Origin of the sequence: Kineococcus auxinigenes (assembly GCF_050871525.1) — a bacterium.
Classification (GTDB): domain Bacteria; phylum Actinomycetota; class Actinomycetes; order Actinomycetales; family Kineococcaceae; genus Kineococcus.
This window is the reverse complement of the sequence record NZ_JBKBCT010000009.1, coordinates 43,174-58,583: the sequence shown is the minus strand read 5'-3', so window position 1 is coordinate 58,583 and position 15,410 is coordinate 43,174. Positions and strand designations below refer to the sequence as shown.

The 15,410-nt window shown below is 75.2% G+C and carries 15 protein-coding genes and 1 riboswitch; of the genes, 14 read left to right on the top strand and 1 reads right to left on the bottom strand.

Annotated elements, in window-relative coordinates; genetic code table 11:
• The first annotated feature begins 88 nt into the window (after nt 1-88).
• The 13 genes from ACRYR9_RS05135 to ACRYR9_RS05075 all read left to right on the top strand — a co-directional run bounded on the left by ACRYR9_RS05135 (nt 89) and on the right by ACRYR9_RS05075 (nt 14,172).
• On the top strand, nt 89-1,153 hold the full coding sequence (locus ACRYR9_RS05135) for a PhoH family protein (RefSeq protein ID WP_432491214.1): 1,065 nt from the start codon (nt 89-91) through the stop codon (nt 1,151-1,153).
• 7 nt (nt 1,154-1,160) lie between these two features.
• Complete coding sequence (gene ybeY, locus ACRYR9_RS05130) at nt 1,161-1,691, top strand: rRNA maturation RNase YbeY (RefSeq protein ID WP_432491216.1); 531 nt, start codon at nt 1,161-1,163, stop codon at nt 1,689-1,691.
• Nucleotides 1,692-1,702: 11 nt separating this feature from the next.
• Nucleotides 1,703-3,043, top strand: a complete 1,341-nt coding sequence (locus tag ACRYR9_RS05125) for a hemolysin family protein (protein ID WP_432491218.1) — start codon at nt 1,703-1,705, stop codon at nt 3,041-3,043.
• Nucleotides 3,036-3,977 carry a GTPase Era gene (gene era / locus ACRYR9_RS05120; protein WP_432491220.1) on the top strand — a complete coding sequence of 314 codons (942 nt, stop codon included), beginning with the start codon at nt 3,036-3,038 and terminating at the stop codon, nt 3,975-3,977. Before ACRYR9_RS05125 ends, era begins: the two co-directional genes overlap by 8 nt.
• A gap of 3 nt (nt 3,978-3,980) precedes the next feature.
• Nucleotides 3,981-6,071, top strand: a complete 2,091-nt coding sequence (locus ACRYR9_RS05115) for an alkaline phosphatase family protein (protein WP_432491222.1) — start codon at nt 3,981-3,983, stop codon at nt 6,069-6,071.
• A complete protein-coding gene (locus ACRYR9_RS05110; protein WP_432491224.1) occupies nt 6,068-6,949 on the top strand; it encodes an MBL fold metallo-hydrolase in 882 nt (293 codons plus the stop codon). Before ACRYR9_RS05115 ends, ACRYR9_RS05110 begins: the two co-directional genes overlap by 4 nt.
• Before the next feature lie 86 nt (nt 6,950-7,035).
• Nucleotides 7,036-7,143: riboswitch (SAM riboswitch) on the top strand.
• Nucleotides 7,144-7,291: 148 nt separating this feature from the next.
• Nucleotides 7,292-8,044, top strand: a complete 753-nt coding sequence (locus ACRYR9_RS05105; RefSeq protein WP_432491433.1) for an ABC transporter ATP-binding protein — start codon at nt 7,292-7,294, stop codon at nt 8,042-8,044.
• 109 nt (nt 8,045-8,153) lie between these two features.
• Complete coding sequence (locus ACRYR9_RS05100; protein ID WP_432491226.1) at nt 8,154-9,179, top strand: aliphatic sulfonate ABC transporter substrate-binding protein; 1,026 nt, start codon at nt 8,154-8,156, stop codon at nt 9,177-9,179.
• The gene (locus ACRYR9_RS05095) at nt 9,176-9,979 is read left to right on the top strand and encodes an ABC transporter permease (protein ID WP_432491228.1); all 804 of its coding nucleotides are present in this window, start codon (nt 9,176-9,178) and stop codon (nt 9,977-9,979) included. The genes ACRYR9_RS05100 and ACRYR9_RS05095 overlap by 4 nt, the downstream gene beginning before the upstream one ends.
• Before the next feature lie 68 nt (nt 9,980-10,047).
• Complete coding sequence (locus tag ACRYR9_RS05090) at nt 10,048-10,620, top strand: GNAT family N-acetyltransferase (RefSeq protein ID WP_432491230.1); 573 nt, start codon at nt 10,048-10,050, stop codon at nt 10,618-10,620.
• A gap of 379 nt (nt 10,621-10,999) precedes the next feature.
• Nucleotides 11,000-12,301, top strand: coding sequence for an ABC transporter substrate-binding protein (locus ACRYR9_RS05085; protein WP_432491232.1), 1,302 nt, complete (start codon nt 11,000-11,002; stop codon nt 12,299-12,301).
• A gap of 57 nt (nt 12,302-12,358) precedes the next feature.
• A complete protein-coding gene (locus tag ACRYR9_RS05080) occupies nt 12,359-13,273 on the top strand; it encodes a carbohydrate ABC transporter permease (RefSeq protein ID WP_432491435.1) in 915 nt (304 codons plus the stop codon).
• A complete protein-coding gene (locus ACRYR9_RS05075; protein ID WP_432491234.1) occupies nt 13,273-14,172 on the top strand; it encodes a carbohydrate ABC transporter permease in 900 nt (299 codons plus the stop codon). Before ACRYR9_RS05080 ends, ACRYR9_RS05075 begins: the two co-directional genes overlap by 1 nt.
• A gap of 18 nt (nt 14,173-14,190) precedes the next feature.
• On the opposite strand, the gene ACRYR9_RS05070 is transcribed toward ACRYR9_RS05075, so the two are convergent.
• Complete coding sequence (locus ACRYR9_RS05070) at nt 14,191-14,958, bottom strand: trans-aconitate 2-methyltransferase (RefSeq protein ID WP_432491236.1); 768 nt, start codon at nt 14,956-14,958, stop codon at nt 14,191-14,193.
• A 90-nt stretch (nt 14,959-15,048) separates the two neighbouring features.
• Here ACRYR9_RS05070 and ACRYR9_RS05065 point away from each other — a divergent pair, with 90 nt between their 5' ends.
• The gene (locus tag ACRYR9_RS05065; RefSeq protein ID WP_432491238.1) at nt 15,049-15,216 is read left to right on the top strand and encodes a hypothetical protein; all 168 of its coding nucleotides are present in this window, start codon (nt 15,049-15,051) and stop codon (nt 15,214-15,216) included.
• The last annotated feature ends 194 nt before the right edge of the window (nt 15,217-15,410 follow it).

Here is a 15,410-nt window from a genome sequence, read left to right as displayed (position 1 = left end):
GCGCGGGCGGGCGGTGTCGGGCCCGCTCGGTAGGATCGAGCCGACAGCAGCTCCCCACCACGGAGGCGAACGGCCCACCGGGCCGACCATGGCCAGCAACGACCCCACCACCCCCGCCGAGGGCGTGCCCGGCGTCGAACCGGCGGCGACCGCCCGCCACGTCGTCGTCGTGCCCGCCGACGTCTCGATGGTCTCCCTCCTGGGCCCGCGCGACGAGCTCCTGCGCGTGCTGGAGCGGGCCTTCACCCGCACCGACGTCCACGTGCGCGGCAACGAGATCACCGTCACCGGGTCCGCCGGCGAGGTCGCCCTCGTCGAGCGCCTCGTCGACCAGATGCTCGCCGTGCTCGCCGCCGGCCAGCCGCTGTCCCCGGACGCCGTGGAGCGTTCCGTCGCGATGCTGCGCGCCCAGGCCGCCGGCACCGGCAGCGAGCGCCCGGCCGACGTGCTGACGCTGAACATCCTGTCCAGCCGCGGGCGCACGATCCGCCCCAAGACCGTCAACCAGAAGCACTACGTCGACGCCATCGACGACCACACCGTCGTCTTCGGCATCGGCCCGGCCGGCACCGGCAAGACGTACCTGGCGATGGCCAAGGCCGTGCAGGCGCTGCAGGCCAAGCAGGTCAACCGCATCGTGCTGACCCGTCCGGCGGTCGAGGCCGGCGAGCGCCTCGGTTTCCTGCCGGGCACGCTGACGGACAAGATCGACCCGTACCTGCGCCCGCTGTACGACGCGCTGCACGACATGCTCGACCCGGACTCCATCCCCCGGCTGATGGCGGCGGGCACGATCGAGGTGGCCCCGCTGGCGTACATGCGCGGGCGCACCCTGAACGACGCCTTCATCATCCTCGACGAGGCGCAGAACACCTCGCCCGAGCAGATGAAGATGTTCCTCACCCGCCTGGGGTTCGGTTCCAAGGTCGTCGTCACCGGTGACGTGACGCAGGTCGACCTGCCCAGCGGCACCGAGTCCGGCCTGCGCGTGGTGCAGGACATCCTCGAGGGCATCGAGGACGTGCACTTCTCCCGGCTGACCAGCACCGACGTCGTGCGCCACCGGCTGGTCTCGGAGATCGTCGACGCGTACGGCCGCTGGGAGGACGCCCGGCCGGCCCGGGCGCAGCAGCCGCAGCGCGGGCGGCGGTGAGGTCCGCGTGAGCATCGACGTCGTCGACGAGAGCAGCTTCGCGGCCGGCCGCGGCGTGGACACCGTGGAGGTGGCCGCGCTCGCCCGGCACGTGCTGGACGAGATGCGGGTGCACCCCCTGGCCGACCTCTCCGTCCTCATGGTGGACGGCGAGGCCATGTCGCGGCTGCACGAGCAGTGGATGGACGAGCCCGGCGCCACCGACGTCATGTCCTTCCCGATGGACCAGCTGCGTCCCGGCCGCGAGGGGCAGACCTCCGAGCCCGGCCTGCTGGGCGACGTCGTGGTCTGCCCGGAGGTCGCCGCCGCCCAGGCCGCGGCCTCCGGGCACGCCACCGCCGACGAGGTCCTGCTGCTGGTGACCCACGGCATCCTGCACCTGCTGGGCTACGACCACGCCGAGCCGGAGGAGGAGCGGGAGATGTTCACCCTGCAGCGCCGGCTGGTGCTGGGGTTCCTGGCCCGCATCGGCCGTCCCGGCGACCCGACCCCCACGGTCGGGCACCGCGCGCTGCCCGGCTCCGGGTCCGAGGGCTGAGGGCCGGCGCCGTGGGTGCCCCCGCCGTCCCGCTGCTGCTGCTGGCGCTCGTCCTCGTCGTGGCCGCCGGCCTGGTCGCCGCCGCCGAGTCCGCCGTCGCCGGCACGTCCCGGCGCCGTGCCCGGGAGCTGGAGGCCGACGGCCGGCGCGGTGCGGGTGCGCTGCTGCGGGTGCTGGAGTCGGCCGCACCGGTGCTGACCGTCTGCACCCTGGTCCGCGTCGTCTTCGAGACCCTGGCGGCGGTGTGCGTCACCGTCGTGGTCGCCAGCTGGTCCGACGCCTGGTGGGTCGTCCTGCTCGCCGCGGGCCTGGGCATGTCCGCCCTGGACTTCGTGCTCGTGGGCGTGGGCCCGCGCACCCTGGGCCGGTTGCACGCCGAGACCGTCGGCCTGCTGGCCGCGCCCGTGCTCGCCCCGCTGAGCCGGGTGCTGGGCCCGGTGGCGCACGCGCTGGTGCTCATCGGCAACGCCGTGACCCCCGGCCGCGGCACCCCGCACGGGCCGTTCGGCACCGAGGCGGAGCTGCGCGAGATCGTCGAGCTGGCCGGGGAGACGTCCGTCATCGAGGCCGGCGAGCACCGCATGATCCACTCGGTCTTCGAGCTGGGCGACACGCGCGTGCGCGAGGTCATGGTGCCGCGCACCGACGTCGTCTCGCTGCGTCGCGGCACCGGTCTGCGCGACGCCCAGGAGCTGCTGCTGCGCTCGGGGTTCTCCCGCGCCCCCGTCGTGGGCGAGGACGCCGACGAGGTGCTCGGCGTGCTCTACCTCAAGGACGTCGCCCGTCGCTTCCACGACGACCCCGCCGAGGCGCGCCGCACCCCCGTGGAGGACGTCGCCCGCCCGGCCGCGTTCGTGCCCGACAGCCTCCCCGTGGACGACCTGCTCAAGCGGATGCAGCACGACACCACGCACGTGGCGATCGTCGTCGACGAGTACGGCGGCACGGCGGGGCTGGTGACGATCGAGGACGCCATCGAGGAGATCGTCGGCGACATCGCCGACGAGTACGACCGTGGCGCCCCGGACGTCGAGGAGCTGGGCGACGGCGGCTACCGGGTCTCGGCGCGGCTGGCCGTGGACGAGGTCGGCGAGCTGTTCGGCATCGAGATCGACGACGAGGAGGTCGACACCGTCGGCGGGCTGCTCGCCAAGACCCTCGGTGAGGTCGTCGTGCCCGGTTCGGCGGCGCAGGTGCACGGCCTGCACCTGGAGGCCGAGCGCCGCGGCGGCCGGCGCAACCAGGTGCGCACGGTCCTGGTGCACCGCGCCGCGGCCCCCGCGCGCGAGGACGGCGGCGCGGACGAGCAGGAGGGGGAACTGGTGAGCGGTGCGGGAGGCCGGCGTGAGTGAGCAGCAGGACCACGAGCAGGGGCGGGACGGCGGTGCGGAGCACCGCTCCGGGTTCGCGTGCCTGGTGGGCCGGCCCAACGCCGGCAAGTCCACCCTGACCAACGCCCTGGTGGGGCAGAAGGTCGCCATCACCTCCAGCCGGCCGCAGACCACGCGGCACACGGTGCGCGGCATCGTGCACCGCCCCGACGCGCAGCTGGTGCTCGTGGACACCCCCGGCCTGCACCGCCCCCGCACCCTGCTGGGCCAGCGGCTGAACGACCTCGTGCACGAGACGCTCGCCGAGGTCGACGTGGTCGCGTTCTGCGTGCCCGCCGACGAGCGCATCGGCCCCGGCGACCGCTTCATCGCCGAGGCGCTGGCCGCCGCCCCCCGCTCGGTGAAGGTCGCCCTGGTCACCAAGACCGACAAGGTGCGCCCGGAGCGGGTGGCCGAGCAGCTGCTCGCCGTCAGCGCCCTGGGCGAGGAGCTGCTGGGCGGCTTCGCCGACGTCGTGCCCGCCTCCGCCGTCACCGGCGAGCAGGTCGGCGTGGTGGCCGACGTGCTGCTCTCGCACCTGCCGCCCGGCCCTCGCATGTACCCCGACGGCGACCTGACCGACGAGCCGGAGAACGTCATGGTCGCCGAGCTGGTGCGCGAGGCGGCCCTGGAGGGCGTGCGCGACGAGATGCCGCACTCCCTGGCGGTGGTCGTGGAGGAGACGACCCGCCGGGAGAACGGGCTGCTGGAGGTCCACGTGTGGTTGTACGTGGAGCGCGAGAGCCAGAAGGGCATCATCATCGGCCGCGGCGGTGCGCGCCTGAAGGACGTCGGCACCCGCGCGCGCCGCTCCATCGAGGCGCTGCTCGGCGAGCGCTGCCACCTGGACCTGCGGGTCAAGGTCGCCAAGGACTGGCAGCGCGACCCCAAGCAGCTGCAGCGCCTGGGCTTCTAGGCCGTGCCCGGCGACGGGCCGCCGCGCGCCCCGCGCCGCCCCGCGCTGAGCGCCCGCGACGCGCGCGACGCGGTCCTGAGCGTGGTGCCCACCGCGGTGGCGCTGTGGATCGGTGCCCAGGTGGTCACCGGTGTGCAGTACAGCTCCCCGCTGTGGCTGCTGGCCGCCTCCGCCCTGCTGCTCCTGGGGGACGTGCTGGTGCGCCCGCTGCTGGGTCCCCTGGTGCAGCTGGTCGGCCCCGTGGCGACCGTGCTGCTGGGCGCGGCGGTGCAGCTGCTGGTCCTGCACACCGCGCTGACCGCCCTGCCCGGCCTGGGTCTGCGCTCCCTGGACGCGCTGTGGCAGGTGTACCTGGTGACCGGGCTGGTCGCGGTGGTCGTGCGCTGGCTGGTCGGCGTCAACGACAGCGGCTGGGTCGTGCGCGACCTGCTGCGGCGCCGGCACCCGCGCGGGGCCGGTGCCGCGCCGCCGGGGCTGCTCGTGGTGCAGTTCGACGGCCTGTCCGCACCGCTGCTGCAGTTCGGCGTGCACGCCGGGACGCTGCCCACGATCGCCCGCTGGCTGCGCACCGGCACCCACCGCTCCACCGCCTGGCGGGTCCCGATGCCGTCCACGACGCCGGCCAGCCAGGCGGGGCTGCTGCACGGCACGATCGACGACGTGCCGGCGTTCCGCTGGTGGGACCCCGACCTGCGGCGGGTGCTGGTCTCCAACCGGCCCGCCGACGCCGCCGTGATCGAGGCGCGGCTGGTGGCCGCGGCGCGCGAGGCCGGTCGCGAGGGGCTGCTCGCGCACGGCGGGGCCGGCGTGGGCAACGTCTTCTCCGGCGAGGCGCCCCACTCCCACCTGGTGGTCTCCACCTCTCGCGGCGGCGGCTCCGGGCGTCCGTACCTGCGCTACGTGCTGCGCCCGTTCGGCCTGGCCCGCAGCCTGGTGCTCGTGGTCGGGGAGGTCCTCAAGGAGGTCTACCAGGGGTGGCAGCAGCGGGTGCGCCGCGTCGAGCCGCGCATCCGCCGCCGCGGCTGGTACGTGCTGCTGCGGGCGCTGACCAACGCCCTGCTGCGCGACCTCGAGGTGGCGCTGGTGGCCGAGCAGCTGACCGCCGGGCGGCCCGTGGTGTTCGTGGACTTCCTCGATTACGACGAGGTCGCCCACCACGCCGGCGTGGCGCGGGCGGAGTCCCTGGACGCGCTGGCGGGCGTGGACCGGGCCCTGGGCACCCTGGCGGCGGTGGCCGCCGCCGCCCCGCGCGACTACCGGATCGTCGTGGTCTCCGACCACGGGCAGGCGCAGGGCCCCACCTTCGAGCAGGTGGCCGGCCGCACGGTCCAGGACCTCGTCGCGGACCTGCTGACGCGCGAGCACCCCGAGGGCCCGGTCCGGGTCGCCTCGGCCACCGGCGAGGAGGGCCGCGGCCGCGTCGACGTCCTCGTGCGCGACCTGGCGCCCGCGGCCAGCGCCTCGCGCGCCGGGCGGCGCCACGAGCCGTCGGAGGAGGTCACCGGCCCGGACGCGGCCGTCGTCGTCACCGCCGGGTGCACGGCGCTGGTGAGCGTGCCCGACGCCCCCGGCGGGCGGCTGGACCTGGCGGGGGTGGCCGCGCGCTGGCCGGCGCTGCTGCCCGGCCTGCTCAGCGCCCCCGGCGTCGGCTTCGTCGCCGGCCACGGCCCGGCCGGCCCGCTCGTGCTGGGGCCGGACGGCGAGCACGACCCGGTCGAGGGGCGGGTGCGGGGCGTCGACCCGCTGGCGCCCTTCGGGCCGCGGGCGGCGGGGGAGGTCCTGCGGGTGATGCGCATGCGCACCGCCCCGGCGCTGCTGGTGCACTCCGCCGTCGACGAGCGCACCGGTGAGGTCCACTCCTTCGAGGAGCAGGTCGCCCACCACGGCGGGATGGGCGGCTGGCAGAACCAGGCCGTCCTGGTCCACCCGGTGCACTGGCGCGTCGACGAGGACCTGCTGGACACCTCCGTGCCCGGTGAGCGGCTGCTCGTCGGCGCCGACGCGGTGCACCGCCAGCTGCTGCGGTGGATGCGCGCGGACGGGGTGCTGCCCCGTGCGCAGGCCGCGCCGCCGCCCGGGGGAGGGGGCCGGTGAGCGGGGCGCGGCTGCGCTGGCTGGGCCACTCCACCGCCGTGCTGGACGCCGCGGGGGTGCGGGTGGTCACCGACCCGGTGCTGCGCGGGTCGTTCGCGCACCTGCGCCGCCGCCCGCCGCTGCCGGACCCCGAGCACTCCGCCGACCCGGCCCTGGTGCTGCTATCGCACCTGCACCACGACCACCTGGACCTGCCCTCGCTGCGCCGGCTGCGCCCGCGCTGGGTGGTGGCCCCGCCCGGTTCGGCCGCGTGGCTGCAGCAGCGCCTGCGCGGCACCGGCAGCGCGGTCGGGGAGGTCGCCGTGGGCTCCTCCGTCGAGGTCTCGCGCGCCCCGGCGGGCCCGGTGACGGTCACCGCGCTGCCCGCCCACCACGACGGCCGCCGCACCCTGGGCCGGCTGACGGGGGCTCCCGCCGGGGCGCTGCCCGTGGGGCACCTGGTGCGGCTGCCGGGGGTGTTCCCCCGACGGCCCGAGGCCGCCGGCGGCGCGGACCTGCTGCTGTGGGCGGTGGGTGACAGCGGGGAGTTCGACGGGTTCGCCGAGTCGGTGCTGCGCGCCGCCGGGCGTGCGCCCGACGTGGCCCTGGTGCCCGTGGGCGGCTGGGGCCACACCCTCGGCGAGCACCACCTCGACCCCGAGCAGGCCGCGGCGCTGGTGGCCCGGGTGCGCCCGCGCGTGGCCGTGCCGGTGCACTGGGGCACGTTCGCGCCGGTGGGCCTGGCCCGCACGATGGGCGAGCGGTGGACGGCGCCGGGCCGGCGCTTCGCGGGGGCGGTGCGCGAGGCGGGCGGGCGGGCGGTGCTGCTGCGCCCGCGCGGCGCGCTGGACCTCGACGCCGCCGGCGAGCTGGTGCCCTCCCGGCCCCGGGCGCGCTGACGGCGCCGACCGGCGCCGTCGCCCGTGCGGCGCAGGGTGCGGCGGCGCCGTTTTGACAGCGCGGGCGGACGTCACGTTTGATGTCGCCACCATCCAGAGCGGCCGAGAGACCTGGCTCGACGACGCCGCAGCAACCTCCATCCGCTCCCTGGCCGGAGCGGGCGGTGCGGTGCTCACGCCAGGAACGATGGAGGAGCAGTGTCGGCCGTACCCACGCGCCCCGCGTCCAGTCCCGCCGTGCCCGGTCCCGCTGCGTCTGGTCCCGCAGCACCCGGTCCCGCAGCGTCCCGTCCCGCCGCGGCCGTCCCCGGCGCCGGGCGCGTCGAGGCCGCCGGCGTCGTCCTGCGGGGGGTGGGGCGCTCGTTCACCACCGGCTCCGGCAGGCACGACGTCCTGGCCGGGGTGGACGTGGACGTGGCGCCGGGCAGCACCGTGGCCCTGCTGGGCGCGTCCGGCTCCGGCAAGTCCACCCTGCTGCGCCTGGTCGCCGGGCTGGACACCCCCACCTCCGGCACCGTGGAGGTCGGCGGCGAGGCGGTGCGCGGGGTGGGCGGGCGCACGGCCGTGGTCTTCCAGGAACCGCGGCTGCTGCCGTGGCGGGACCTGGCCGGCAACGTCGCGCTGGGCCTGCCGCTGGGCACGCCGCGCGCCGAGGGCCGCGCGCAGGTGCTGCACCAGCTGGAGACCGTGGGCCTGGCCGGGTTCGCCGGTCACCGGCCGCGCCGCGTTTCCGGCGGCATGGCCCAGCGCGCCGCGCTGGCCCGCGCCCTGGTGCGCCGCCCCGGGGTCCTGCTGCTCGACGAGCCGTTCGCCGCGCTGGACGCCCTGACCCGGCTGAAGATGCAGGACCTGCTGGACGACGTGCAGCGCGGCACCGGCGCGACCGTCCTGCTCGTCACCCACGACGTCGACGAGGCGCTGCACCTGGCCGACCGCGTGCTGGTGCTGGGGACCACCGAGGGCCGTGTCGGCGCCCACGTCGTGCGCGACCTCGCCGTGGGACCGTCGCGCCCGCGCGACCGCGGCGACGCCGACCTCGCCCACCTGCGCGTGGAGCTGCTCGAACTGCTCGGCGTGCCGCGCGCGCACGCCTGAGCGCCGGGCCCTGCGGGCCCGGCTCCGCTGCACCCCCGAACCCGCAACACCCCCGCGAACCCCCGTCGTCCGCCGCTCGTGCGGACGACCCTGCCCCCTGGAGACAACCGTGTCGCACTTCCCCCGCCCCCTCGCGCGCCGCACCGCCCTGGGTGCCCTGTTCGGCGGCGTCGCCCTCGGTGCCGCCGGCTGCGTGCAGGGGGAGTCCTCCTCGGGGGCGGCCCCGTCTGCCGGTTCGGGCTCGGGCGGGGACACCGTCCGCCTGGACTACGCGTACTACAACCCGCTGAGCCTGGTGGTGCGTCAGCAGCGGATCCTGGAGGACGCGGGCCTGACGGTGCAGTGGGAGCAGTCCCTGGGCAGCAACAAGGCCAACGAGTTCCTGCGCAACGACAACCTGGACCTGGCCTCCACCGCCGGTGCGGCCGTGCTGCAGGCCCGTTCCAACGGTCAGGCCGTGCAGACCGTCGACGTCTACTCCCAGCCGGAGTGGACCGCCCTGGTCGTCGGTGCGGGCTCCACGGTGAGCGACGTGGCGGGCCTGCGCGGCAAGCGCATCGCCGCCACGACCGGCACCGACCCGTACTTCTTCCTGCGCCAGGCGCTGGACGCGGCGGGCCTGGCGGCCTCCGACGTGGAGATCGTCAACCTGCAGCACCCCGACGGCCGCGCGGCGCTGGAGCGTGGCGACGTGGACGCCTGGGCGGGCCTGGACCCGAACATGGCCGCCACCCAGCTCGACGCCGGCTCGCGCCTGCTCTACCGCAACGTGGACTTCAACACCTACGGGGTGCTCAACGCCCGCGAGGAGTTCATCGAGAACTCGCCGGAACTCGTGCAGCAGGTCGTCGACGCCTACGAGCAGGCGCGGGCGTGGGCGCTGGCGAACCCCGACGAGCTCGTCGCGCTGTACGCGGAGCAGGCGCAGCTGGACCCCGAGGTCGCCTCCCTGGTGCTGACCGAGCGCACCGGCCTGGACATCGACCCGGTGCCCGGCGCCGCCCAGCGCACCGTGCTCGAGGGCGTCATCCCGCTGATGGCCGCCAACGGCGACGTCCGCTCGGAGGAGGAGGCCCTCACGGCCCTCGACGGGCTGTTCGCGCCGCAGTTCGCCGAGAAGGCGGCCTCGGCGTGAGCGTGAGCGCGCCGGAGCGGCCGGCGGCGGCGGACGCGCCGGTCCGCCGCGCCGGTTCCGGGCGGTGGCTGCTGGGGTTGCTGGTGCCGCTGGCACTGCTGGTGGCGTGGCAGCTGTGCTCGACCCTGGGCGTGTTCACGCGCGTGCAGCTGCCGCCGCCGGCGGACGTGCTGCGTGCCGTGGTGGACATGTGGGGCACCGGAGCCCTGCAGCAGAACATCGCCATCAGCACCCAGCGCGTCCTGCTCGGGTTCCTGTGGGGGGCGGGCCTGGGGGTCGTGCTGGGCGGGCTGACGGGCCTGCTGCCGCTCGTGTCCCGGCTGCTGAGCCCGACGATCGGTGCGCTGCGTGCGGTGCCGTCGCTGGCGTGGGTGCCGCTGCTCAGCCTGTGGATCGGCATCGGGGAGACCCCGAAGATCGTGCTCATCGCGATCGGGGCGTTCTTCCCCGTCTACACCACCGTGCACTCCGCGCTGACCCACCTGGACCCCGCGCTGGTGGAGGTGGGCCGGGCCTACGGCCGCAGCGGGGTGCGCTTGTTCACCGAGATCCTGCTGCCGGCCACCGCGCCCTCGCTGCTGTCGGGGTTGCGCCTGGCGCTGGCGCAGGCGTGGCTGTTCCTGGTGGCCGCCGAGATCCTCAACGGCGCCATGGGGCTGGGGTTCCAGCTGACGAACGGGCAGAACGTGGGGCGGACCGACCAGATGCTGCTGGCGATCATCCTGCTGGCGCTGCTGGGCAAGCTCTCCGACGTGCTGCTCGGCCTGGTGGAGCAGCGGGTCAAGCGCAACCGCAGCTGAACGCCCCGCGGGGCCGGCCACCGGGAACCCGGTGGACGGCCCCGCGGTCGTCGCGGTTTCCTCGAGGCGTGGACGAGACCTGGGACCTGCCCGAGCACCCGGAACTGCGCGACGGCGACGTGCTGCTGCGCCGGCACACCGCCACCGACCTCGACGCCGTCGTCGAGCAGTGCCGCGACGCGGACACCGTGCGGTTCACCACGGTGCCCACCCCGTACGGCCGCGCGGACGCCGAGGGTTTCACCGCCGGCCTCACCGCCGCGTGGGACCGCGGCGAGGTCGCCGGGTGGGCGGTCGAGGCCGGTGGCCGCTTCGCCGGGACGGTGGACCTGCGCCACCGGCCGGCCGGCTGGGCCGAGATCGGGTTCGGCCTGGCCCCGTGGGCGCGCGGGCGCGGGGTGATGACCCGCGCGGCGCGCCTGGCCCTGGCGTGGGGTTTCGACGAGCTGCACCTGGCGGGTGTGCACTGGCAGGCCGTCGTCGGCAACACCGCCTCGTGGCGGGTCGCGCAGAAGTGCGGTTTCCGCCGGGAGGGCGAGGTCCGCGGGCTGCTCGTGCACCGCGGGGAGCGCCTGGACGGCTGGATCGGCTCGCTCCTGGCGAGTGAGCTCGTACGGACCGCCGCCCCCTCCGGTGCCTGAACGGGGCGGCCGGGCGCCTGCCAGGGCGGCGCAGATCGGTCCCGGTGAGCGGTTCGGTCGACGCGGACGCCCTCGTGCCCGCCGGTGAGCCCACCGCTGCGCGGCAGGTGCCCTGCTCGGTCCCCACCCGTGGCGGGTGTCCTGCACGCCGCCTGCTGCGCGTCCGCGCCGCGTGCTCGCCGGCCGTGTCGTCTTGTCCAGCGGCCCGATCGGGGAGACGCTGCTGAACGGCGAGACCACGGGTCTGGCTCGAGGACGAGGCAGGCGCCACCCGCCGACCCGGCGGGCGGACCGGGCCGTGCGGGAGCGATCCCCCCGCGCGGCCCCGCAGGACCCGCGGGCGACGGTGCCCGCGGCAGCCACGAGGAGGGACGACGACGTGCCACCCACCCCGCCACCCGCCCCGCGGGCCCCCGCGGCCCTGAGCCGGCGCTCGCTGCTGACCGCCGGGACCGGCGCGCTCGCGCTCGGTGCCGCCGGCTGCGGGGCCTCCGCCGGCACCGCCGGGCGCGAGGAGATCCGCTTCTTCCAGAACAAGCCCGAGGTCATCGCCTACTTCGGCGACCTCGTGGCGCGGTTCAACGCCTCGCAACCCGAGGTGCTCGCCGTGCACGACTCCTCCCAGACGGCGCTGGTGCCCCAGTTCGTGCGGGGAGCGCCGCCGGACCTGGCGGCGTGGAACTACACCCTCGAGGTCGGCAACTACGTCTCGACGGGGGTGCTCACCGACCTGTCGGACCTGCCGGAGGCGGAGCGCGTCGACCCCAAGTACCAGGTGCTGGTCGACCAGTTCGCCACCAACGAGGGCGAGACCAACGTGCTGCCCTACTCGGTCGCGTCCGCCGGGGTGATCTACAACGCGCGGCTGTTCGAGGAGAACGGCGTGGCCGTCCCGCAGACCTGGAGCGATCTCGTCGCGGCGTGCGAGACGTTCCGCGCCGCGGGGGTCACGCCGGTCTACAGCACCCTGCAGGAGGTGTGGACGATCCAGCAGGGCCTGTTCGACTACTGCACCGGCAGCGCCCTCGACGTGGCGGCGTTCTTCGCCGACCTGCGGGCGCTCGGCGCAGACGCCGGGCCCGAGGAGGAGGTCTCCTTCTCCAACGTCTTCGCCGAGCCGGTGGAGAAGATGCTGCAGCTGGCCTCGTACTCCAACCCCGACGCCGCCAGCCGCGCCTACGCCGACGGCAACCTCGCCTTCGGCCGCGGCGAGGCGGCCATGTACCTGCAGGGCCCGTGGGCGCTGGGGGAGATCGCCAAGGTGGACCCCGACCTGCCGGTCGGCACCTTCCCGCTGCCGATGACCGAGCAGCCCGGTGAGGCGGCCGCCCGCGTGAACCTCGACCTGGCCCTGTGGATCCCCGACGCCTCCCCGCACCAGGACGCCGCGCGCACGTTCCTGCAGTGGCTGATGCGCGACGAGGTCATCGCCCGCTACAACGCCGACAACCTGGCGACCTCGCCGCTGCTGGGCGCCGCCCCCCTGCAGGACCCGCGCCTGGTCGGCCTGCAGCCCGCGCTGGACGCCGGGCGCATCTACCAGGGCGCCAACACCTACGTCCCGCTGACGATCCCGGTCGGCAACTACCTGCAGGAGGCGATCCGCTCCGGTGACGGGGCGCGGCTGCTGCGCCGCATCGACGAGGACTGGGCGCGGCTGGCGACGCGCTCGGCCGCCTGACCGCCGCCGCAGACCGAAGGAGAACCCGTGGCCACCACCTCACCCCACCGGTCCCGGCTGCGCGGGCGCACCGCGCACCCGGACGTCGCGCTCATCCGCACCCGGCCCCCGCGCCGGCGCGTCGACGCCGTGTCCTACCTGTTCCTGCTGCCGGCGCTGGCCCTGTTCACGATCTTCATCACCCTGCCCGCCCTCGTCGGCGCCGTCATCAGCCTCACCGACTACGTCGGGTACGGGGAGTGGGAGTTCATCGGGCTCGCCAACTACGCCGTGCTGTTCACCGACCCCAACGTCCTGCACGCCTACGGCTTCACCCTCGGGTTCTCCGTGGTGACCGTCGTCCTGGTCAACGCGGTCGCGCTCACGCTCGCGCTCGGGCTGAGCGCGAAGATCAAGCTGAAGACGGCGCTGCGCGGGGTGTTCTTCATCCCGATGGTCGTCTCCGGCATCGTCATCGCCTTCGTCTTCAACTACCTCCTGTCCGCCTCGGTGCCCGCGCTGGCGGCCACCCTGGGGATCGGGTGGCTGCAGGAGAGCATCCTGGCCAACCCCGACCTCGCCTGGCTGGGCGTGGTCCTGGTGACGGCGTGGCAAGCCGTGCCCAGCGCGCTGATCATCTACCTGGCCGGTCTGCTGGCGGTGCCGGAGGAGGTCTACGAGGCCGCGGCCCTGGACGGCGCCGGTGCCTGGCGCCGGTTCGCCTCGATCACCCTGCCGCTGGTCGCCGGGTACGTCGTCATCAACACCGTGCTGGGGTTCAAGAACTTCCTCAACGCCTACGACATCATCGTCGGCCTGACCGACGGCGGTCCCGGGACGGCGACCCGCAGCGTGGCGATGACCATCTTCACCGGCTTCACCAGCGGCGACTACGCCTACCAGATGGCCAACGCAGTGGTCTTCTTCGTCCTCGCCGTAGTCATCTCCGTCCTGCAGCTGCAGATCATCCGCCGCCGAGGAGTGTCGCTCTGATGGTCACCGCCGACCCCGCCACCGTCTCCTCGATCTCGCGCGGTGACCGCCGCCGCAGCTCCGCCCCCCGCCGCGGGCCCCTCCGCGGCAGCGGGTGGGGGCTGACCGCGCTGCTGGCCCTGGCCTCGCTGACGGTCCTGATCCCGCTGTACTTCGCCGTGGTCATGGCGTTCAAGACGCCCGAGCAGGCCGTGGCCGGCACCGGGTTCGCCCTGCCGTGGCCGCTGAACTGGGCCAGCTTCGCCGACGCCTGGACGTTGACGGGCTTCCCGCGCGCCTTCGCCGTCTCGGCGCTGGTCAGCGTCGTCAGCGTCGCGGGCTGCCTGCTGCTGGCGTCGTGGGCCTCGTACGCCATCGTGCGCAACTGGGACCGCCGGCTGTTCCGGTACTCCTACTTCTACCTGCTGGCCGCCATGTTCATCCCCTTCCCCGTGGTGGCGCTGCCGCAGGTGAAGCTGACCGCGGTGCTCGCGCTGGACAACCCCGTCGGCGTCGCGCTGCTGCACGTGATGTTCCAGCTGTCCTTCAGCGTCCTGCTGTACTCGGCGTTCCTGCGCTCCATCCCGCTGGAGCTGGAGGAGAGCGCCCGCATGGACGGCGCGAGCACCTGGCAGGTCTTCTGGAAGGTCGTCTTCCCGCTGCTGGGCCCCATGAACGCCACGGTCGGCATCTTCGCCTTCCTGGCCAGCTGGAACGACTTCATGATGCCCTCGCTGATCACCGCCGACCAGTCGCTGCAGACGATCCCCGTCGTGCAGAAGATCTTCCAGCTGGCGTTCTCCACCGACTACAACGTGGCCTTCGCCTCCTACCTGATGGCGATGGCCCCCACGATCCTCGTGTACGTGCTCGCCCAGCGCTGGGTGATGAGCGGCGTCACCCGCGGCGCGATCAAGTGACGCGCACCCGCCGGCACCTCACGGCTTGCGGGCCACCGCGAAGGTCCGCAGGAACGGGAAGGCGGTGCCCCACGGCCGCGCCGGGTACGCCTGGCGCAGCAGCCCTGCGTACTGCGCGGTGAACTCCCGCGCCGCGTCCTCGGGCAGCGCCGCCAGCACCGGGCGCAGGCCCGTGCCGCGCACCCACTCCAGCACCGGGTCCTCGCCGGTCAGCACGTGCAGGTACTCGGTCTGCCACACGTCCGCCTCCAGGCCGGCCCCGGCGAGCACCTCCAGGTACCCGGCGGGGGCCTCGACGGACTCCGCCCCGCGCAGCACCCCGTCCAGGCGCTCCCGCCACCGCGCGGTGCCGGCCAGCTCGCGCATCAGCCGGTGCGAGGGGGCGTCGAAGTTGCTCGGCACCTGGAACGCCAGCCAGCCCCCGGCGGGGAGCTGCCGCGCCCAGCGCGCCACGAGCTCCCGGTGCCCGGGCACCCACTGCAGCACCGCGTTGCTGACCACGACGTCGACCCCGGTGGCGTCGAAGTCCTCGGCGGTGCCGGGGGAGAAGGTCACGCCCGCGCCGCGCGGCGCCCGGGCGAGCATCTGCGGCGAGGGGTCGAGGCCCCGCACCCGTGCACCCGGCCAGCGCCGCGCCAGGGTCGCGGTCAGCTCACCGCTGCCGCACCCGACGTCGACCACCTCGCCCGGTGCCTCGGCGGCCACCCGGGCGAGGAGGTCGTGGAACGGCCGGCCCCGCGAGCCGGAGAACCGGGCGTACTGCTGCGCGTCCCACTGCACCGTCACGGGAGCACTCTCCGCGTCCAGGTCTCTCGACGTCAAGACACCTCCCCGGCCCGGGGTGCTGAGGACAGGCGCCCGGTGCAGGCTGGGAGCATGAGCGAACCGAGCACCGAGCCCATCGACCCCGACGGCGACCCGGGCGAGCTGAACCCCCGCGACCTGCGGGGCGTGCAGACCGGCGACGGAGCAGCCCAGGACCCCGGCGCCGAGGACGACCCCGACGGCGACCCGCAGCAGCTCAACCCCCGCGACGACACCTGACGCCCCGCACCGCCCGGGCCGGCCACCGGCCCGGGCGGTTCCGCGCGCGCGCCCCGCGTGGACGAGCCGGGCGCCGGGCGCGTACGGTGCTGCCGTGGCTCGCTGGGAGACCCTCCTCCTTCGCCGCCGCGGCGGGGCCAGCTAGGCCGGTCTCCCCGTCGCGGGACCTCGTCGTGCGCGCCGGCCGAGCACAC